Below are 16,074 nucleotides of genomic sequence, written 5' to 3'. Positions count from 1 at the left end.
GCAGCCGTCGTCAGACCAGACGGGGAAGCAGGCGGTCAACGTCCTCGTCATCGGCGCCTTGCACATCGACATCGCCGTTCACCTGCAGATCGAGATGCGCGAACCCGGGCGCCAGGCCGGCCAGCGCGGCGAGCGGCTCTCCCTCGCAGTCCCCCTCGGCGATCGTCAGGTCCCTGATGGACAGGGAACTGAGCTGGGGCAGGACCGAAGAAGCCGCGAGGGCCGACAGCACATCGAAAGAAGTGGCGTCCCACTCCGCCTTGCTGAGGTCAAGATGTCGCAGATGGGGGTACCGGGACGCCTGGAGCTCGTCGAGTTGTTCGACCGGGCAGCAACAACCGAAGATGTCACTGCCGATCGTCAACTCCAAGGAGACCACGCCGGGGGTCAACCCGAGGTCCAGGAGTGAGCCGTCGGAGATGACCGGGCCCCGTACCCGCACATGCTCCAACCCGTCGTGGTTCACGCAGTGGAACAGAAACGCACCTTCGGCTTCCAGAGTGCGCAGGGCCGGGAGCGAGCCCCACACATCGGTCTGCACGAGCCCTCGATCATGGAACTCCAACGGATTGATGCGACCGCCCGTCGACGTCTGGCTGGGTTCGTAGAGGTACTGGAAGTCGTAGCCGAAGTACAGGTGCTCCAGCCGGGTGCGTTGCCGGCCGGCCAGTGATATCGCCGAGTGCTCGGCGGAGTGGTGGTAGTCGGTGAGGTGCAGTTCGAGTGCGCGCAGCCGGTGGGCTGCGGGGTGGGAGAGAAGGACGTCGATCAGTGCGCCTTCCCATTGTTCGGGGTCGGCCAGGTCGACGGGCGCGGTGTGCGGCTGCTCTTTCAGTAGCCGTTCCACGAGGTGCCCGCGTGGTGATCCGGTGTCCTTGACCAGATGAAAGCGTGCCTCGTCGAGGAAGCCGCGGATCCAGGTGAACTGCCAGGAGCCGTCCTTGCGCAGCCCGTCCAGTCCCGCTTCCCGCTCCACTTCTTCATAGGCCGCTGCCAGCCGCACTGGGTCTTCGCCCGAGACCTCGTAGTCGTGCTCCAGCCGGATCGCCTGCCCCCTGGCATCGCCCGCTGCGGTCAACACGTCCGCGTAGGCGAGCCACGCCTCCCAGTCGTCCGTCTCCGGAACGGCTGCCATTGCAGTAGCGGAGGAATCCATCTGTCACTCTCCAGGTGCTCGGAACGCCCGCACGGACCCGCGCGTCATGATCGACCGCACTGTAGTGGCCGACTCCGACAGCCGGGACCGACCTCCCTCCACGAGGGCGCCGATCGCCCCGCACGACGGCATCACACCCTCCGTACGCACTGAGCGTTTCGACCGATCAGTGTGAACAGTCGGTTCATCTACCTGGAATGACACCGGCTGGATCGACGAGCGGGCGGTTCGCAGCGAATGGAGTGCTTGGTCGGCCGCGCCTCCCCCCTCCTGTCTTCCGGGTGGGCCACCATGAGGCCCCGATGCCGTCGTCGGTCCTGTGGGCGTCGGCTCGCTGGCGTAAGAGCGTGACGGCCGAAGAGAGCTGGAGTGTCGGTGTGTTGACTGCATGGCCGCCGATTCTGTTGCTCCTCGGGGTGGCATTGGCCGGGCTCGCAGTGGTCTATGCACTGTCCATGTGGCTTGCGCCCGCCCGCTCCACGCCGGAGGCCGAACCGTTCAGCGGAGGCTGCCCTCCCTACCAACACGCCTTCTCACGGTTTCATGTGCGCTGGTATCCGATCACCATGATCTTTCTCGCGTTCGACATGGAAATGCTCTTCATGTACCCGTGGGTGACGGTGGTCTCGGAGATCGGGGTCGCCGCGGTCGTTGAGATGTTCCTGTTCCTCGGGATCCTGTTCGCCGGTGTCCTGTACGCGGCGCGTGAGGGGGCGTTTCGGTGGACCTGAGGGATCGACTGTGGCGTACGGCGGTGAAGGTCCCGGTCGTCCTGGTGGCGGCCCTGCCCGGCGCGACGGAAGTGCGCCTCGAAGCCGAGGCGGAGCTGCGCCGACGGGGCTGGCCCAGCGCGGACGCCCCTGCGGGCGCGAACCTGCTGGTGGTGTGCGGAAACCCATTCCCGGACCGGGATCGACAACTGGACACCGTACAGAGGAACATGCCGCAACCCGCGGTCCGAGTCGTCGTACCGCGGCCGGGCGACACCCCGCAGGCGTTGGACGCCGGTCTCGCCCGGCTCCGAGCGTCAGGAAACGTACCCTCCGGCGGTGAGCCCAGGCACGGAGATGGCGGTGGGCACGGAAGTCCCTCCGGGCACCGTGGTGCGGGCGATGCAGCGTCCGAAGGACCCTCAGACAGCGGGTCCACCCCCGCTGCGCACGATCACTCGCCACACCACGACGGCGAGCACACTGAACACGACGCACACGGTGGCCATGCCGACCACCACGCCCATGCGATGTCAACCGTGGCAGGTCTGCCCATGGCCGATCGCGCTGACGACCGCGACGGACTTCGACTCGATCAACTGCACCTCCCCATCGGCCCGATGCTGGCCGACTGGCCCGCCGGGCTGATCCTGCGCTGCGCCTTGCAGGGCGACATCGTGCAAGAAGTCCACGTGGACCGCCTTCCCCCACCACCGGGCACGACCTCCTTCTGGAACGAACCGTGGCTGCGCGCCTCACACGGCGAGCCGGTCACCCTCGGCATCGGATCACGCCGGCGCTGCGCGGCTCATCTGGACAGTCTCGGCCGGCTGCTCGCGGTCGCGGGCTGGGCCGATCCGGCAGTGCGACTACGACGGCTACGGGACGACGTGCTCGCCGGCGCCCCCGGTGTGCCGTGCGGTGAACGCCTACGGGCCCTCGCACGTCGGATCCAACGTTCGCGCACCCTGCACTGGAGTCTCACGGGTCTCGGAAGGCTGCCTGCGGAACGGGCCCGCCCGTGGGGGGTGACCGGGCCCGCACTGGTGGCGGACGGTGATGTCCACGACCGCCTCCTCGTGTGGTTGCGGGAGGCCGAACGGGCGACCCGAGACTTCGACGACGTGCGACTGATGGAAGCCGGGCAGTCGATGGGACCCCGAGGCGCGGTCGGGGGAGCGGGGCTTCCGTCACAGGCCCTGCTCGACGTGCTTCCCGGACTGTTGACCGGCGCTGAGTTCGGCGGTGCGCGACTCGTCGTGGCCAGCTTGGACCCCGATCTCGACGAACCCGTCGCCGTATCCGCTGCGGAGGGTGCACATGGCTGAGGCCGCACCCCTGTGGGCCACGGTGGTCCTGCCGATCGCCCTCCTTTTCGTCGCGGCCGTCGCGGCCGGCTTCGACGCGGTGCTCTCCGCCGCAGCCGCCCGAGGCCCCTCGGGATCGGTGCGCGAACTGGGCGCACGGGCGACGGCTCCGCTGCGCGAGGTGCTGCGGCTGCTCGTGCAACAGCCCCGCAGAACCATTGCGGCCGACACCGGGTTGGGCCGGACCGGAGTGGTGCTGGTCCCCGTTGCGGCCGTACTGGCGGGAGCCGTACTGCCGTTGGGGTTCAGCTCCGTCAGCGACCCCGTCGTCGGCATCGTGTGGTTCAACGCCATGGAGGCGTTGGCCTGGGCGGCGGTGTGGCTCACGGGATGGGGGCCGAACTCGGCACTGTCGCTGATCGGCGGCTACCGGTTCCTCGCGCAGGGACTCGCCTACGAACTGCCGCACATGTTCGCGATCACCACCGCGGCCCTGGGGGCCGAGTCGCTCCGGGTCGGGGAAGTCGTCGCCGCGCAGGACGGACTGTGGTTCGCCGTGTGGATGCCGGTCGCGTTCGTCGTCTATCTGCTCAGCGCGATGGCCATGTCCTTCTGGGGGCCGTTCGACCATCCCGTGGGTCGCGATGCAGCCGGCGGTGCGACCGCGGAACTGTCCGGTGTCGACCGGCTGGTGTTCCTGGGCGGCCGATGGCTGTTGATGGTCGTGACCGCCGGCGTCAGCGTGCCGCTGTTCCTCGGCGGTGGCCACGGTCCGCTCCTGCCCGCCTGGGCCTGGACCTTGGTGAAGACCGCACTGGTCCTGGCGGCGCTGGTCGCCGGGCGCAGACTCCTCCCCACCCTGCGGATGGAGCGCTACACGGAGTTCGCCTGGCTGGTACTGGTGCCGGCGACGCTGTTGCAGGCCCTCGTCGTCGCCGTCGTCGTACTGAATCGCTGAGAGGAAGTGTCACCGGTGTCCGAGGACATCGTCTTCTGGGTGCTGGCGGTCCTGGCTGTGACCGCCGGTGTCATGGTGTTCCGGTTCGACTCGATGGCTCGTGCCACCTACGCGCTGCTGTTGTCGCTGCTCTGCGTCGGTGGCGAAGTCCTGCTGCTCGGACTCGACTACCTCGGTGTCGTCGTCGTGCTGATGATGACCATCGAAATGGCCATCATGGCCGTTTTCATGGTGATGTACATGATGAATCCGGCCGGTCTGATGCCGATGTCGATGTTGCACAACAAGAAGGGCGCGGCCGTCATCTGCGCCGTGGTGTTCGCCGCACTCGCCACCGGGGTCCTCCTCGCCCGGTGGCCGGCCCGGCGCGGCAGACCGCCCACCGACCCCACGATGTCGCTCGGTCTCTCCCTCATGGGGCCGCAGATGCTCACGATGGTGACCCTGGGCATGGCACTCTTCGCCACCATCGTTTCGACCGTCGTCCTCGCCACCCGCCGCGGCCGATACGACCGGTTCGGAGACGATCTGCGCACCCGCCCCGCCGACGACCCCGTCCCGGGAGGTGGCGGCCGATGAGCCTGGACCTGCTTCTGCTGCTTGCCGCGGCCCTGTTCAGCATCGGGTTGTTCGGAGCGCTGACCCAGCAGTCCATCGTGATGCTAATGATGGGACTGGAGTTGATGTTGGGCGGAATCATCGTCGGTGCGTCCGCGGTCTGGCACTACATCGCTCCCGACACCGCCGACGCCCAGGTCCTGGTGGTCCTGGCGGTGACCGTGATGGCAGTGGAAATGGCCGTCGGCTTCGCAGTGGTCACCGCGCTGTTCCGGACACGCGAGGTCGACATGACCGACATGGCGGCGGAGCTCAAGGAGTGAGCGTGCTGCTGTGGGCCCTGATCGCCCTGCCCCTGACGGTCGGGGTACTGCTGACCGCAGCGGGACGGTACGCCGATTGCGCCGCCCCGGCGGTCGCCGTCGGCTGCGCCACCACGACCCTCGGCCTCGCGGTCACCGCTGCCTTCCAGCACCCGACCGCCGAAGCGCCCCTGCTGGCCGACCTACCCGTACGGCTGGCAGTGGACGGCTTGTCCGGCCTGATGGCGGTGACCGTGGCGGCCATCACCACGGTCGTCCTGCTCTACAGCGTCGGGGACATCGGCCGTGGGGAATCCCGTGGCCGGTTCTTCGGACTGATGCTCCTCTTCAGCGGCTCGATGCTCACCACCGTCACGGCCGCCACCCTGCCCGTCCTCCTGATGGCATGGGAGGTGATGGGAGCGACCTCCTGGGCCCTCATCGGCTACTGGTGGCGGGACCCGGCGCGCGGACGCGCCGCCAACACCGCCTTCCTCACCACGCGTGCGACCGATCTCGGCCTCTATCTGGCCGCAGGCGCCGCCCTGGCGAGCGGACAGGCCAACAACCTCTCCCTCGACGAACTCGCCGACACCGCCGACCCCTGGCTCTCCACCATCACCGCAGGAGTGATCCTGGCGGCACTGGGCAAGTCCGCACAACTTCCCTTCAGCTTCTGGCTCTCGCGCGCCATGCAAGGCCCCACCCCGGTCTCGGCGCTCTTGCACTCGGCGACCATGGTGGTCGCCGGGGCCTACCTGTTGCTGCGCCTGCAACCGCTGCTCGCCGAATCGGGCTGGGGCGGCCCGGTCCTCGCCTGGACCGGCGCCGTCACGGCAGTGCTGCTCGGGCTGGTCGCCGTGGCACAGACCGACCTCAAACAGCTCCTCGCCGCCTCCAGCTGCGCCCAGATCGGCTTCATGGTGCTGGCCGCAGGGGCGGGGGCGGTGACCGGCGGGACCGCGCAACTCATGGCCCACGCCGCAGCCAAGAGCCTGGCGTTCCTCGTGGCCGGCACCTGGCTGAACACCCTCGACGCCAAGACCCTGCCGGCCCTGCGCGGTGCCGCCCATCGATACCGCACCGTCGGCATCGCCTTCACCGTGTCCGCGCTGACGCTCGCCGGGGTCCCCCCGCTCTCCCTCTGGGCGGCCAAGGACCTCCTCCTGGCCGGTGCGCTGAAGGAGGGCGTCTGGCTGTACGCGGTGGGACTGGCCGCCGGGGTGATCTCCGCGGTCTACGCGGTGAAGGCGCTGCGGTTCGCCTGGCTTCCGGCCGCGTTGTCCGGCGGAGGCCGCCCACCGTCCGCAGCGACACCGCCACTGGTTCTGCTCGCAGCGGCGTGTGTCGGCCTCGCGGTCCCGGCCGTCCCTCCGGTCCGGGAAGCGCTCGCCCGAGTCCTCGGAACCAGCGCGGAACCGGCGCCCGTCGCCTGGGAGTTCATCCTCTCCGCCGCCCTTGCCCTCATGGCCTCGGCCGTGGTCTGGGTCTGCGGTGCGCCCACCGTCGGAGCCCTCTGGACCGACTGGCTCCGTCTGGAAGCAGGGGTACGACTGCTCCTCGTACACCCGACGTACCAGGTCGCCCGTGTGTTGGCCGTCTTCGACGACCGGGTGGTGGACCGGGCCGTCGACAGCGCGGCGCACGGCGTCCTCGCTGTCGCCCGCTGGACCGGTCGCCGCATCGAAACGAGGGTCGACGGGGCGGTCGAAGGCATCGCGTCCACCGCACGCACGCTGGGCCGATGGTCCCGCCGACCACAGAGCGGACAGCTCCACCAGTACCTCGCCCAGGCGGTCGCCGCCTTCACCGCCCTCGCCATCGCACTCGTCTTCGTGAGGTAACCGCATTGCTCACGGCCCTGATCCTGCTGCCCACCGCCGTCGCGGCGCTGCTGCTGTGCCTGCCGCGCACTGTTCCGCGCCAACTGTTCCTCGCCCTGTGGGTGGTGACGACGGTGATCGAACTCGTTCTCACCATGACCATGTGGTCGGGATACCGGCCTGACGACGGAATGCAGTACGAGACGCACGTCGAGTGGATCCCCAGTGCCGGGGTGAGCTACCACATCGGCCTCGATGGACTCTCCCTGCCCCTCCTGGCCATGACCTGCGTGCTGTTCCTCGCATGTGCCGTCTACGCCCTGCGGGAGACCCGACGGGTACGCGAGTTCGCCGCGCTCTTCCTCTTCCTCCAGACGACCTGCGTCGGTCTGTTCGCCGCCCTCGACCTGATCCTCTTCTTCGTCTTCTTTGACCTGTCCATCGTGGCGATGTACTTCATCATCGCCGGCTGGGGCCACGCCGCGGCGTCCAGAGCCGCCCTCAAGTTCTTCCTCTACACCTTCCTCGGTTCCCTCGCCCTACTGCTCGGATTCATCGGCCTCTACCTCGCCGCCGATCCGCACACCTTCGACATCGTCGAGCTGACCGAGAGCAACCCCCTTGCGAACCGCACCTTGTACGGCGCCCTGGTGCTGCTCGCCATCTGCGTGGGCCTGGCGGTGAAGACCCCCACCGTCCCCTTCCACACCTGGCTACCGCCCGCACACACCGAGGCCCCCACCGCCGGATCGGTCGTCCTCGCCGGCGTACTGCTGAAGATGGGCACCTACGGGTTCCTACGGATCGCGATGCCCGTACTCCCCGGCGCCTGGCGGCAGTACGCCCTGGTCTTCGTCGTCGTCGGCGTGGTCTCCGTCGTGTACGGGGCACTGGTCGCCATGGCCCAGACCGACTTCAAACGGATGGTCGCCTACACCTCCGTCAACCACATGGGCTACATCCTTCTTGCGATCGGTGCGGCAGCCGCCCTGGGCGCAGGTGAACAGGCCCGCCAACTCGCTTTGACCGGAGCCGTGTTCCAAATGGTTAGCCACGGCCTGCTCACGGGAGCGCTCTTCCTGCTCTCCGGAGTTCTGTACGAACGCGGGCGCACCTACGAGATGTCCCAGTACTCCGGAGTCGCGGATCGCGCACCCGCCTTCGCCGCACTGACCGGAGTGGCCGCGTTCGCATCACTGGGACTGCCCGGCTTCTCCGGATTCATCGCCGAGTTCCAGATCCTTGCGGGAAGCCTCGGCCCGCGCCCCGTGGCGACCGGGCTGGCGCTCCTGGGCATCCTGATCACCGCCGCACTCCTTCTGCGCGCGGTGCAACAGATCTTCCTCGGCCCGACACGACTGCCCGCACTCGCCCCCGGCGCCGCCAGAGCCTTCCCCGACCTCCGCCCGCACGAGAGCACCGCCATCGTCCCCCTTCTCGTCCTGGCCATTGTTCTGGGCCTCATGCCCCGATTCGTCCTGGACGTCATCGAACCCACCTCCCGCACCCTGCTGGAGCTGCTGGCGCGATGAACGAGATGACCGGCATGAACGAGAACCCCCTCGATCTCCTCCCCGAGGTGTTGCTCGCCGCGTCCGCAGTCATCGGCCTGCTCATCGGAGCCTGGCTGCCCCGACAACGACAGTGGATGATCGGCGCCCTCGCCGCCGCGGCCTGTACGGCTGGCATCGCGGCAGCCGCGGTGGCCGCGGCCGACCCGATCACCACCGCGTTCGGCGACTCGTTCACCATCGACCCCGTCACCGGTGCGAGCAGGATCATCATCCTCGCCGGCACCCTCCTCGTGCTCGCCCTGGCCGGCGGGCCGCTCAGAGCGAACCCTCGCGAGTGCGAGTTCTACGTCCTCGTCCAACTCGCCGCGCTCGGAACCCTCATGCTCGCGGGAGCCCAGGACCTGCTGCTCGTCGCGGCCGGCTATCTGCTGGCGAGCGTCCCCGCCTACACGCTCGCGGGATTCCGCAAGGACGCCGCGGGGACCGAAGCAGCCCTCAAGTACTACGTCGTGGGCGCCCTCCTCGGAGTGGTGATGCTCGGTGGAATCACCGTGCTGCTCGCTGCCGGTCGCACCACCGCGTACCCCATGCTGCGCATGGAACTGCCGGGGGCATCCACCGGACTCGTGATGGCCGGAACGGTCGCTCTGGTGGCCGGCATCCTCTTCAAGATCGGGGGAGTGCCGGCCCACTTCTGGGTTCCCGACGCAGTACAGGGCAGCACGGCAACCGTGGCGGCGTTCCTGACCACCGTGCCCAAGATCGGTGCACTCGCAGCCCTCTACCGACTCGTGGCGGTTCCACTTGCCGATACGTCGATTCCCTGGCCGGAGTTGACCGCGGTGATCTCAGCTGCGTCGATGACCCTCGGAAACCTGGCGGCGTTCTTCCAGAAGGACGTCACACGCCTGCTCGCGTACTCGACCATCAGCCAGGTCGGGTACCTCCTGATGCCCATCGTGGTCGTCGGCGCCACGGACCTCGACCAGCGGGCGCTCCTCTTCTACCTGGCCGGATACACCGTCACCAACCTCGGCGCGTTCGCCGTCGTCTGCGCCCTTCCCCACGCACCCGACATCGACGACTACCGAGGGCTGGCCCGAGAAAGGCCCGTGCTCATCGCCTCCCTCGTCGTCTGCCTGCTCGGACTGGTCGGTACGCCCCCCACCGCCGTGTTCCTCGGCAAGCTCCAGGTGTTCAGTGCGGCATTCGACGGCGGGTACGCATGGCTCGTGGTCCTCGCCGCCGTCAACACGGTCGCCTCACTCTTCTACTACCTGCGCTGGATCGCCCCGACCGTCTCCCACCGATCTCCCCGACCCACCGCCGCCGGCCCCAGGACGGCTGCTGGCGTCGCCTGCGTGGCGGCTGTCTCCTCCATCGCCCTCGGCGTACTGGCCGACCCCCTCCTGGACGTCCTCGGCACACCCATCGCACCCTGACACCACACACCGACGCTCAGCTGAATCGGCAGGTCCGCTTTCGCCTGTGGCCCGGATGGCCCGTCCTGCGACCGTCGGATCTTTGCGAAGTGCGGTGAATCGCGAATGAACCGGGCGTATGGTCGGTCCGCGGTGCTTCCGCGGGCGGGTCGCCCGGAGGAGCGGCCCGTGTTGACCGTTGTGTCGGCCTGGGTGCGAGAGGGCCAACCGAAACCGTGGCGGCACTGAGTGGGAGGCGACGCCGGTGGAAGGTCTGCTGACGGACATTGCGGTTGTGCTGGCACTGATGCTGCTGATCGCCGTACCCATTGCCTTCGTCTACGGAGCGCGGCGGCTGATCGAGGCAGGCCGCCGTAGGGGCGAACTCCCCGTTCGTCCACCTGAGTTACCCCTCTCCCACCCCTGGCCGGGCGAGATCTGGTGGGCGATGGTCCCCTTCGCCGATGGCTCCGGCGCCAAGGACCGCCCCTGTCTGGTGCTTTCCGTCACCGACCGTTCGGCAGTGGTCGTACAGATCACCAGCAAGTACCACCCCCGAGCCCAGGACGCGATCGAGTTGCCACCGGGCAGTGTGGACGATCGACAGGGCCGCGTGAGCTACGTCCGGGCCGCACAACGCCGGGAAATCCACCCCACTGCGTTTCGGCGCAGGGTCGGACCGGTGGATCCGTACGTGTGGCACGTGATGCGCTGGCGATCGCCCTGACCCATGACTTGCGCAGTCGTTCCTCGCTCGGCGTTCCGCAGATCCCGGCCTCATCTGGCCCTTGCGTTCACTCCCGGACCGTCGCCGATCCAGGCCCCCGGCCGCATTGTCATACCTCCGTCGTACGCTTCCGTCATGAGCGTCTCTCTCTACTACAGCGCGCACCGCACGACACCGCTGACCGAGGTCGAGGCGGCCTTCGTCGCGCGCATCGTCACAGCGCACACGACGTCCTTCCCATACGACGACGAGGAAAGCCTGTATCTGTACGACCGGGGTGACGTCGATCCGCAGGAGGTCGTTGCGGGGTCCACCAAAATGCCGTTCCAGCCGGATCGATTGATGCCGGTGGTCGTCCACGTACTGGACTCCGTCACGGAGCTGCGCCGGGCCGTGCCGGATGCCGAATGGCGCGTGCACATGGATGACCTCGACATACCGTGGGACGACACCGAGGGGTACGCACTGCCCGGAATGCGCGATGCGGGCCTGATCCACGGCTTCTAGTCGGGGGAGACACCCCCCGGCTCGGTCGACAGTCAGTCGAGGCAGAACTCGTTGCCCTCGATGTCCTGCATCACAATGCACGAATCGCTGCCGTCATACAGCAGTCGCAGGCGTACGGCACCGAGCGCCACGAGTCGTGTGCACTCGGCTTCGAGCGTGGCCAGGCGCTCCTCACCGACGAGCCCGGTGCCGACCCTGACGTCAAGGTGCACCCGATTCTTGGCGACCTTGCCTTCGGGAACGCGCTGGAAGAACAGCCGTGGACCCACACCTGTGGGATCACTACAGGCGAACCATGACCCCTGCTCCTCAGCCGACCGGGTGCGGTCGAAGTCGCCCCACGTGGCGAACCCGTTCGGCGGCGGGGCGACGACATACCCCAACACCTCGCACCAGAAGCGAGCGACGCGCTCGGGTTCGGCGCAGTCGAAGGTGACTTGGAACTGCTTGATCGATGTCACAGGCGCACCATAACAGGGGGTCTCACCGGCCTCATTCACGCTGGGGGACGGAACGTTGACAGGGCGCGCGGGAGGAGGGTGCTTGCGAGCCGGGGTGGTGGGGCCGCCTCGGGGCGGCGGCGACGCACGGCCGTCAGCGGATGGGGCAACCCACGGCGCCCGGTCGTGGGTCCGCGCCTGCGGATGAGCGGACCCGACGGCGCGCGCCCTTCATGAGGGATCATGCACCCCATGGCACTCATGGACACGCTCGCTCGCGTCAACGCAGACCTGGCCGCAGGTCGGGTCCCCATCGCGCGGCAGCGTCTGCGGGGTCTGGTGAGTTCCTTCCCCGAGGATCTGGCACTCCGCCGGCGATTGGGCGAGGTCTATCGCCTGTACGGCGAGCCGGCGGAAGCCGGTCGGTGGATGTATCTCGAAGAGGATCGGGACCCGGCGGAGACAGCGGCATTTGAGAAGCGGTACTCCACTCCGCTCGTACGCATGAGGGCGTTGGCTTGGCGCGCGCCCGAGTCCCTCGCTGACACCGCATTCGCGGTAGGTCAGTTGACCGCCGTCCGGGAAGCCGGCTCGGGGCAAGCCGGCCGCGCGGTCGAATGGACCGCGATACCCCTCCACCGCGACGAGCACCCAGAGGCCGAGGAGAGCTCGACCACAGATGCGCTGATCAGCATCGGTCTGCTTCTGATGGTCCTGGGGTTCTTCGCGATCTGGGCGATCGGCTTCATCGCCTTCGTCCGCTGGCTCTGGGCGTAGAGAGGACGAACGCCAGATGACATGGCTTCACCACGGGCACCCCTCCACAACGGTGCCCTGGGCGACTTCGACTCCCTACCCGGCTCTGTCCACACGGAAAGCTCGCCGGTAGGCAGCAGGGGTCGTCCGAAGGGCCTCGTGAAAACGGCGCCGCAGGTTGACGGCCGACGAAAGGCCGACCCGGTGAGCGATGGTCTCCACCGGCAAATCGGTTTCCTCCAACAACGCCCGGGTGGCGGCGAGGCGTCGGTCCAACAGCCAGCGGCCGGGACTGATGCCCAGTTGTTCGGTGAAACGCCGTGTCAGCGTGCGGGGCGAGACCTGGGAACGGGCCGCCATCTCGGCGACGCTGATCGGCTGGTCCAACCGGCCGGACGCCCACTCCAACAGGGGGGCCAGCGAATCCGGGACCGGCCCTGACGTGGGCAACTCGGCGTACTGCAACTGGCAGCCCTCGCGGTGCGGCGGCATCACCATCTGCCGGGCGATCCGCATCGCGTACGCGGCACCCTGGTCGGCCCGCACGAGGTGCAGGCAGAGGTCCACGCCGGCCGCCGAGCCGGCGCTGGTGGCAACGTCACCGTGGTCCACATAGAGCACCGCGGGATCGACATGGACCCGTGGGAACCGTCCGGACAACTCGGCGGCCTGGGCCCAGTGGGTGGCTGCCCGTCGCCCGTCCAACAGTCCGGCGGCGGCGAGCACGAAGGCGCCCGAGCAGATGCCGACGATCCGCGCGCCGCGCTGGTGCGCCCGACTGATCCCAGCCACCACTGCCGGTGGTATCTCGGTGTCGGACGCCTGCTGCCAGCCGGGCACCAGTACGGTGTCCGCCCGCTCCAATGCATCCAGGCCCGCCGAGACCAACAGGTCGTAGCCGGCCCGGGTGCGCACCGGGCCGGGGTACTCGGTGCAGACTTCGAAGGAGTAGCGCGCGGGTATCGCGGGGCCGTGGTCGGCGAACACCTCGGCCGCACACGCCAGCGTGAAGGTCGACTGCGGGGGCTGCACCAGGGCCACCACCCGGTGGAGCGCGGGAGGACTCGGCAGTGAACGGAGTGTCATGGCGCGAAAGTACCCCATCATGTCATTCAGGACACTGGGTTGACCGATGGGGCCAAACCAGTATCGGGGAGGTGACCACCTCGCAGACACAGCCGCACACCCGAACCACCCCATCCGATCCGCCGGCCTCCCGGCCGCCGGCCCGTCCTCCTCTGTGGGACCGGCGCTTCACGCTCTTCTTCGCCGCCCGCACGGTCTCGCTGTTCGGCGACGCGATGATGCCCGTGGCCGCCGCGCTCGCAGTCGGCGCGCTGTACGGAATCTCCGGAGTCGGCTTCGTCCTCGGCACCTGGACGGGGACGTTCGTCCTCCTGGTCCTGTTCGGCGGGGTGCTCGCCGACCGGTTCGGCGCACGCCGGATGATGGTCATCGCGGATGTCGTCCGAGTGATCACCCAGGGGGTGCTGGCGGCTGCCTTCTTCGCCGGACCACCGCCGTTCTGGCTGCTGGTGACCATGGCGGCACTGGCCGGTGCGGCCGTTGCGATGTTCCTGCCGGGGGCGAACGGAATGGTCCCGCTGGTCGCACGCGAGCCGCAGCGCGCCAACGCCACGCTCAAGGTGGCCGACGCGCTCGCCCATCTGCTCGGCCCCGCCTTCGCCGGGCTGCTGATGGCACTGACCAATGCCGGGACCCTGTACGCGCTGGACGCCGGCACCTTCCTCCTCAGCGCCCTGTGCCTGGCGCTCATTCGCCTCGCTCCGGCCGTCGGGTCCACGGACAGCACGCCCGACACCCCCGCCCGCACCGCTGGTTCACTCCGTCATGACCTGCGCCAGGGCTGGCAGGAGTTCCGCGCACGCACCTGGATGTGGGCGGTGATCCTGATCTGGATGGGCTACGGCGTACTCGTCTTCGGCCCGTTGGTACCGCTCAGTTCCGCGCTGGTCGGCACACGTCTCGGCCCGCACGCCTACGGTCTGACGGTCTCCTTCCTCGGCCTCGGAGCGGTGCTCGGCGGTCTGCTGGCGCTGCGGCTGCGCCCGGTCCGCCCACTGGCCGCGGGTGCGGTGGCGATGGCCCTGTACACCGTGTTGCCGCTCTGCGTGGCACTGGGCGCCGGATTGCCGGTGTTGCTGGCGTGCCATGTCCTCGGTGGTGGAGCCTTGGCGTTCTGGTCGGTGATGTGGGCGACCAGCGTGCAGACCCACACTCCGCCCGCGGTGCTCAACCGGGTCTCCGCGTACGAGTTGGCCGGCTCGGTGTCCGGCATCGCACTCGGCCAGATACTGGCGGGCCCGGCCCTCACACTGGCCTCCGCGGACCGGCTGCTCCTGGTGTCGGCGGGTACCTGCCTGGTGGGCTGCGTGGTGCTGTTCGCGATTCCTGCGATCCGCACGTTGCGCCGTGCCGCCTCCACCGAAGGAGACAAGCGGGTGGCACCGAGTACTCCGTAGGAAGGACAAGCGGACGGACGGCCGTACCGTCACCTCACGGGAGCTCCACACCGTGCGCCCCCATCGGCTGGAACGCGAAGACCACCACGTACGTCCTGAACCGAGCCGCCGGCCGAATCGCCGGTTGGGCGGCGGAGCCGGGCGAGTCAGAGCTTGCCCGGCCCGGCGCCGATTCCCAGGGTTCCGGAGCGGTCAGAACGGCTTGGTGGGAAGGTACTTGCCGTCCATCGTGATCACTGCGCGCTCGCCGCCGTCCGGGTCGGCCACCTTGCGGACATCGAGCTTGAAGTTGATGGCACTGATGATCCCGTCGCCGAACTGCTCGTGGACCAGGGCTTTGAGGGTGGTCCCGTAGACCTGGAGCATCTCGTAGAAGCGGTAGATCGTGGGGTCCGTCGGTATGCCACCGTCGATGGAACCACGCATCGGGATGGTCTGGAGCAGGAGTACCGCATCGTCGTCCAGATCCAACGCTTCGCCGACGGAGAGCGCGGCGTCCTTGGGCAGGGGGTGCTGGCCGAGCAACGCGGCCGTAACGAAGGCGACCGACAGACCAGTGGTGTCAGCGATCTGCTGCCAGGAGAGGTCCTTGCGGGTCTTCGCCTCGACGGCGGAGATCGTGAGCTGCTGACGAGCGGTGGGGTCGAACTGTGCGTGGATCATGGAAGGCTCCTTCGGAGGGTGGTCCGTTCCGGGATGCCCGGGACGGAACGGGGTGAACGGCCAGCTGGCCGGGGGCCAGGCAGGCGGGATCGTCAGACGGCTGCGAGGGCGGTGGGGAGTCGCACGCCGGGGGAGAGTTCGTCGACGGTGCCGGTGGCGATGTCGAAGCTCCAGCCGTGCAGGCGGATGGTCCCCCGAGCCAGCGCACTCGCCACCGATGGGTGCGTGGCGAGGTTCGCCAGCTGGGCGAGGACGTTTTCATGTATCAGCGCGGTGACATCGCCCTGTGCGTCCGTGGTGCCCACGCGGGCCCGGGATGCGTCGGCGTGCCGCAGCCAGCCGGCCACGGAGGGCAGTGCGGTGAGGTCGTGGCGCTCGGCAAGGGCGGTCATGGCACCGCAGGCGGAGTGACCGCAGACGATGATGTCGCTGACCGCCAGCACGGCGACGGCGTACTCGATGCTTGCCGCGACACCGTCCGCACCGGAGGCGTACGCGGGCACCAGGTTGCCGGCGGTGCGGATGACGAACAGTTCCCCCGGATCCTGCTGCGTGATCAGCTCCGGTACGACCCGGGCATCGGAGCATCCGATGAACAGCGTGCTGGGCCGATGGGTGGTGGCAAGGTGTCGGAACAGTTCTGCGTGGGTGGGAAAGACATCGTGGTGAAAGCGGCGGATTCCTTCGGCGAGATGGCGCATGGCCCTTTCTTCCTTCGGTCGGTGTGTCGACGGGCTTCGACGTGTTCA

At 68.5% G+C, this 16,074-nt stretch carries 17 protein-coding genes; 12 read left to right on the top strand and 5 right to left on the bottom strand.

Translation table 11 applies throughout. From position 1 onward, the window contains the following. Positions 1 to 10: 10 nt before the first annotated feature. Positions 11 to 1,135, bottom strand: a complete 1,125-nt coding sequence (locus ABZ348_RS23410; RefSeq protein ID WP_358936034.1) for a hypothetical protein — start codon at positions 1,133 to 1,135, stop codon at positions 11 to 13. A 419-nt stretch (positions 1,136 to 1,554) separates the two neighbouring features. On the opposite strand from ABZ348_RS23410, the gene ABZ348_RS23405 reads away from it, so the two are divergent. From ABZ348_RS23405 to ABZ348_RS23360, 10 genes are all read left to right on the top strand, one after another. Beyond that, positions 1,555 to 1,887 (top strand): NADH-quinone oxidoreductase subunit A, encoded by a 333-nt coding sequence (locus ABZ348_RS23405; RefSeq protein WP_358936236.1) that lies wholly within the window; start codon positions 1,555 to 1,557, stop codon positions 1,885 to 1,887. Next, positions 1,878 to 3,194 carry a hypothetical protein gene (locus tag ABZ348_RS23400; RefSeq protein WP_358936032.1) on the top strand — a complete coding sequence of 439 codons (1,317 nt, stop codon included), beginning with the start codon at positions 1,878 to 1,880 and terminating at the stop codon, positions 3,192 to 3,194. The genes ABZ348_RS23405 and ABZ348_RS23400 overlap by 10 nt, the downstream gene beginning before the upstream one ends. Then, positions 3,187 to 4,131, top strand: coding sequence for an NADH-quinone oxidoreductase subunit H (locus ABZ348_RS23395; RefSeq protein WP_358936030.1), 945 nt, complete (start codon positions 3,187 to 3,189; stop codon positions 4,129 to 4,131). The genes ABZ348_RS23400 and ABZ348_RS23395 overlap by 8 nt, the downstream gene beginning before the upstream one ends. A gap of 15 nt (positions 4,132 to 4,146) precedes the next feature. Beyond that, complete coding sequence (locus ABZ348_RS23390; RefSeq protein ID WP_358936028.1) at positions 4,147 to 4,710, top strand: NADH-quinone oxidoreductase subunit J; 564 nt, start codon at positions 4,147 to 4,149, stop codon at positions 4,708 to 4,710. Beyond that, the gene (gene nuoK / locus ABZ348_RS23385; RefSeq protein ID WP_358936026.1) at positions 4,707 to 5,012 is read left to right on the top strand and encodes an NADH-quinone oxidoreductase subunit NuoK; all 306 of its coding nucleotides are present in this window, start codon (positions 4,707 to 4,709) and stop codon (positions 5,010 to 5,012) included. The genes ABZ348_RS23390 and nuoK overlap by 4 nt, the downstream gene beginning before the upstream one ends. Then, positions 5,009 to 6,835: a proton-conducting transporter membrane subunit gene (locus ABZ348_RS23380; protein ID WP_358936024.1), complete on the top strand. Its 1,827-nt coding sequence runs from the start codon at positions 5,009 to 5,011 to the stop codon at positions 6,833 to 6,835. Before nuoK ends, ABZ348_RS23380 begins: the two co-directional genes overlap by 4 nt. A gap of 5 nt (positions 6,836 to 6,840) precedes the next feature. Then, entirely contained in the window at positions 6,841 to 8,346 is a 1,506-nt protein-coding gene (locus ABZ348_RS23375; protein WP_358936022.1) for an NADH-quinone oxidoreductase subunit M, read from the top strand. Between the two features lie 5 nt (positions 8,347 to 8,351). Then, positions 8,352 to 9,770 (top strand): NADH-quinone oxidoreductase subunit N, encoded by a 1,419-nt coding sequence (locus tag ABZ348_RS23370; RefSeq protein ID WP_358936234.1) that lies wholly within the window; start codon positions 8,352 to 8,354, stop codon positions 9,768 to 9,770. Positions 9,771 to 10,014: 244 nt separating this feature from the next. Further along, entirely contained in the window at positions 10,015 to 10,476 is a 462-nt protein-coding gene (locus ABZ348_RS23365; protein WP_358936020.1) for a type II toxin-antitoxin system PemK/MazF family toxin, read from the top strand. Positions 10,477 to 10,611: 135 nt separating this feature from the next. Further along, positions 10,612 to 10,983 carry a hypothetical protein gene (locus ABZ348_RS23360; protein ID WP_358936018.1) on the top strand — a complete coding sequence of 124 codons (372 nt, stop codon included), beginning with the start codon at positions 10,612 to 10,614 and terminating at the stop codon, positions 10,981 to 10,983. A 32-nt stretch (positions 10,984 to 11,015) separates the two neighbouring features. Here ABZ348_RS23360 and ABZ348_RS23355 read toward each other — a convergent pair whose 3' ends face one another. Then, positions 11,016 to 11,444: a VOC family protein gene (locus tag ABZ348_RS23355; protein WP_358936016.1), complete on the bottom strand. Its 429-nt coding sequence runs from the start codon at positions 11,442 to 11,444 to the stop codon at positions 11,016 to 11,018. A gap of 231 nt (positions 11,445 to 11,675) precedes the next feature. On the opposite strand from ABZ348_RS23355, the gene ABZ348_RS23350 reads away from it, so the two are divergent. Beyond that, a complete protein-coding gene (locus tag ABZ348_RS23350) occupies positions 11,676 to 12,200 on the top strand; it encodes a DUF6584 family protein (protein ID WP_358936014.1) in 525 nt (174 codons plus the stop codon). A 75-nt stretch (positions 12,201 to 12,275) separates the two neighbouring features. On the opposite strand, the gene ABZ348_RS23345 is transcribed toward ABZ348_RS23350, so the two are convergent. Further along, the gene (locus ABZ348_RS23345) at positions 12,276 to 13,265 is read right to left on the bottom strand and encodes a helix-turn-helix domain-containing protein (RefSeq protein ID WP_358936012.1); all 990 of its coding nucleotides are present in this window, start codon (positions 13,263 to 13,265) and stop codon (positions 12,276 to 12,278) included. Between the two features lie 71 nt (positions 13,266 to 13,336). Between ABZ348_RS23345 and ABZ348_RS23340 the strand changes: the two genes are divergently transcribed. Further along, on the top strand, positions 13,337 to 14,662 hold the full coding sequence (locus ABZ348_RS23340) for an MFS transporter (RefSeq protein ID WP_358936010.1): 1,326 nt from the start codon (positions 13,337 to 13,339) through the stop codon (positions 14,660 to 14,662). 192 nt (positions 14,663 to 14,854) lie between these two features. Here the strand turns inward: ABZ348_RS23340 and cynS are convergent, their stop codons facing one another. Next, the gene (cynS, locus tag ABZ348_RS23335; protein WP_358936008.1) at positions 14,855 to 15,325 is read right to left on the bottom strand and encodes a cyanase; all 471 of its coding nucleotides are present in this window, start codon (positions 15,323 to 15,325) and stop codon (positions 14,855 to 14,857) included. Positions 15,326 to 15,417: 92 nt separating this feature from the next. Next, on the bottom strand, positions 15,418 to 16,026 hold the full coding sequence (locus ABZ348_RS23330; RefSeq protein ID WP_358936006.1) for a carbonic anhydrase: 609 nt from the start codon (positions 16,024 to 16,026) through the stop codon (positions 15,418 to 15,420). Between the last annotated feature and the right edge of the window lie 48 nt (positions 16,027 to 16,074).

It is taken from the genome of Streptomyces sp. NPDC005963, assembly GCF_040638655.1.
Lineage (GTDB): Bacteria > Actinomycetota > Actinomycetes > Streptomycetales > Streptomycetaceae > Streptomyces.
The sequence above is the reverse complement of the archived record's forward strand: the minus strand, read 5'-3'. Positions and strand labels throughout refer to the sequence as shown.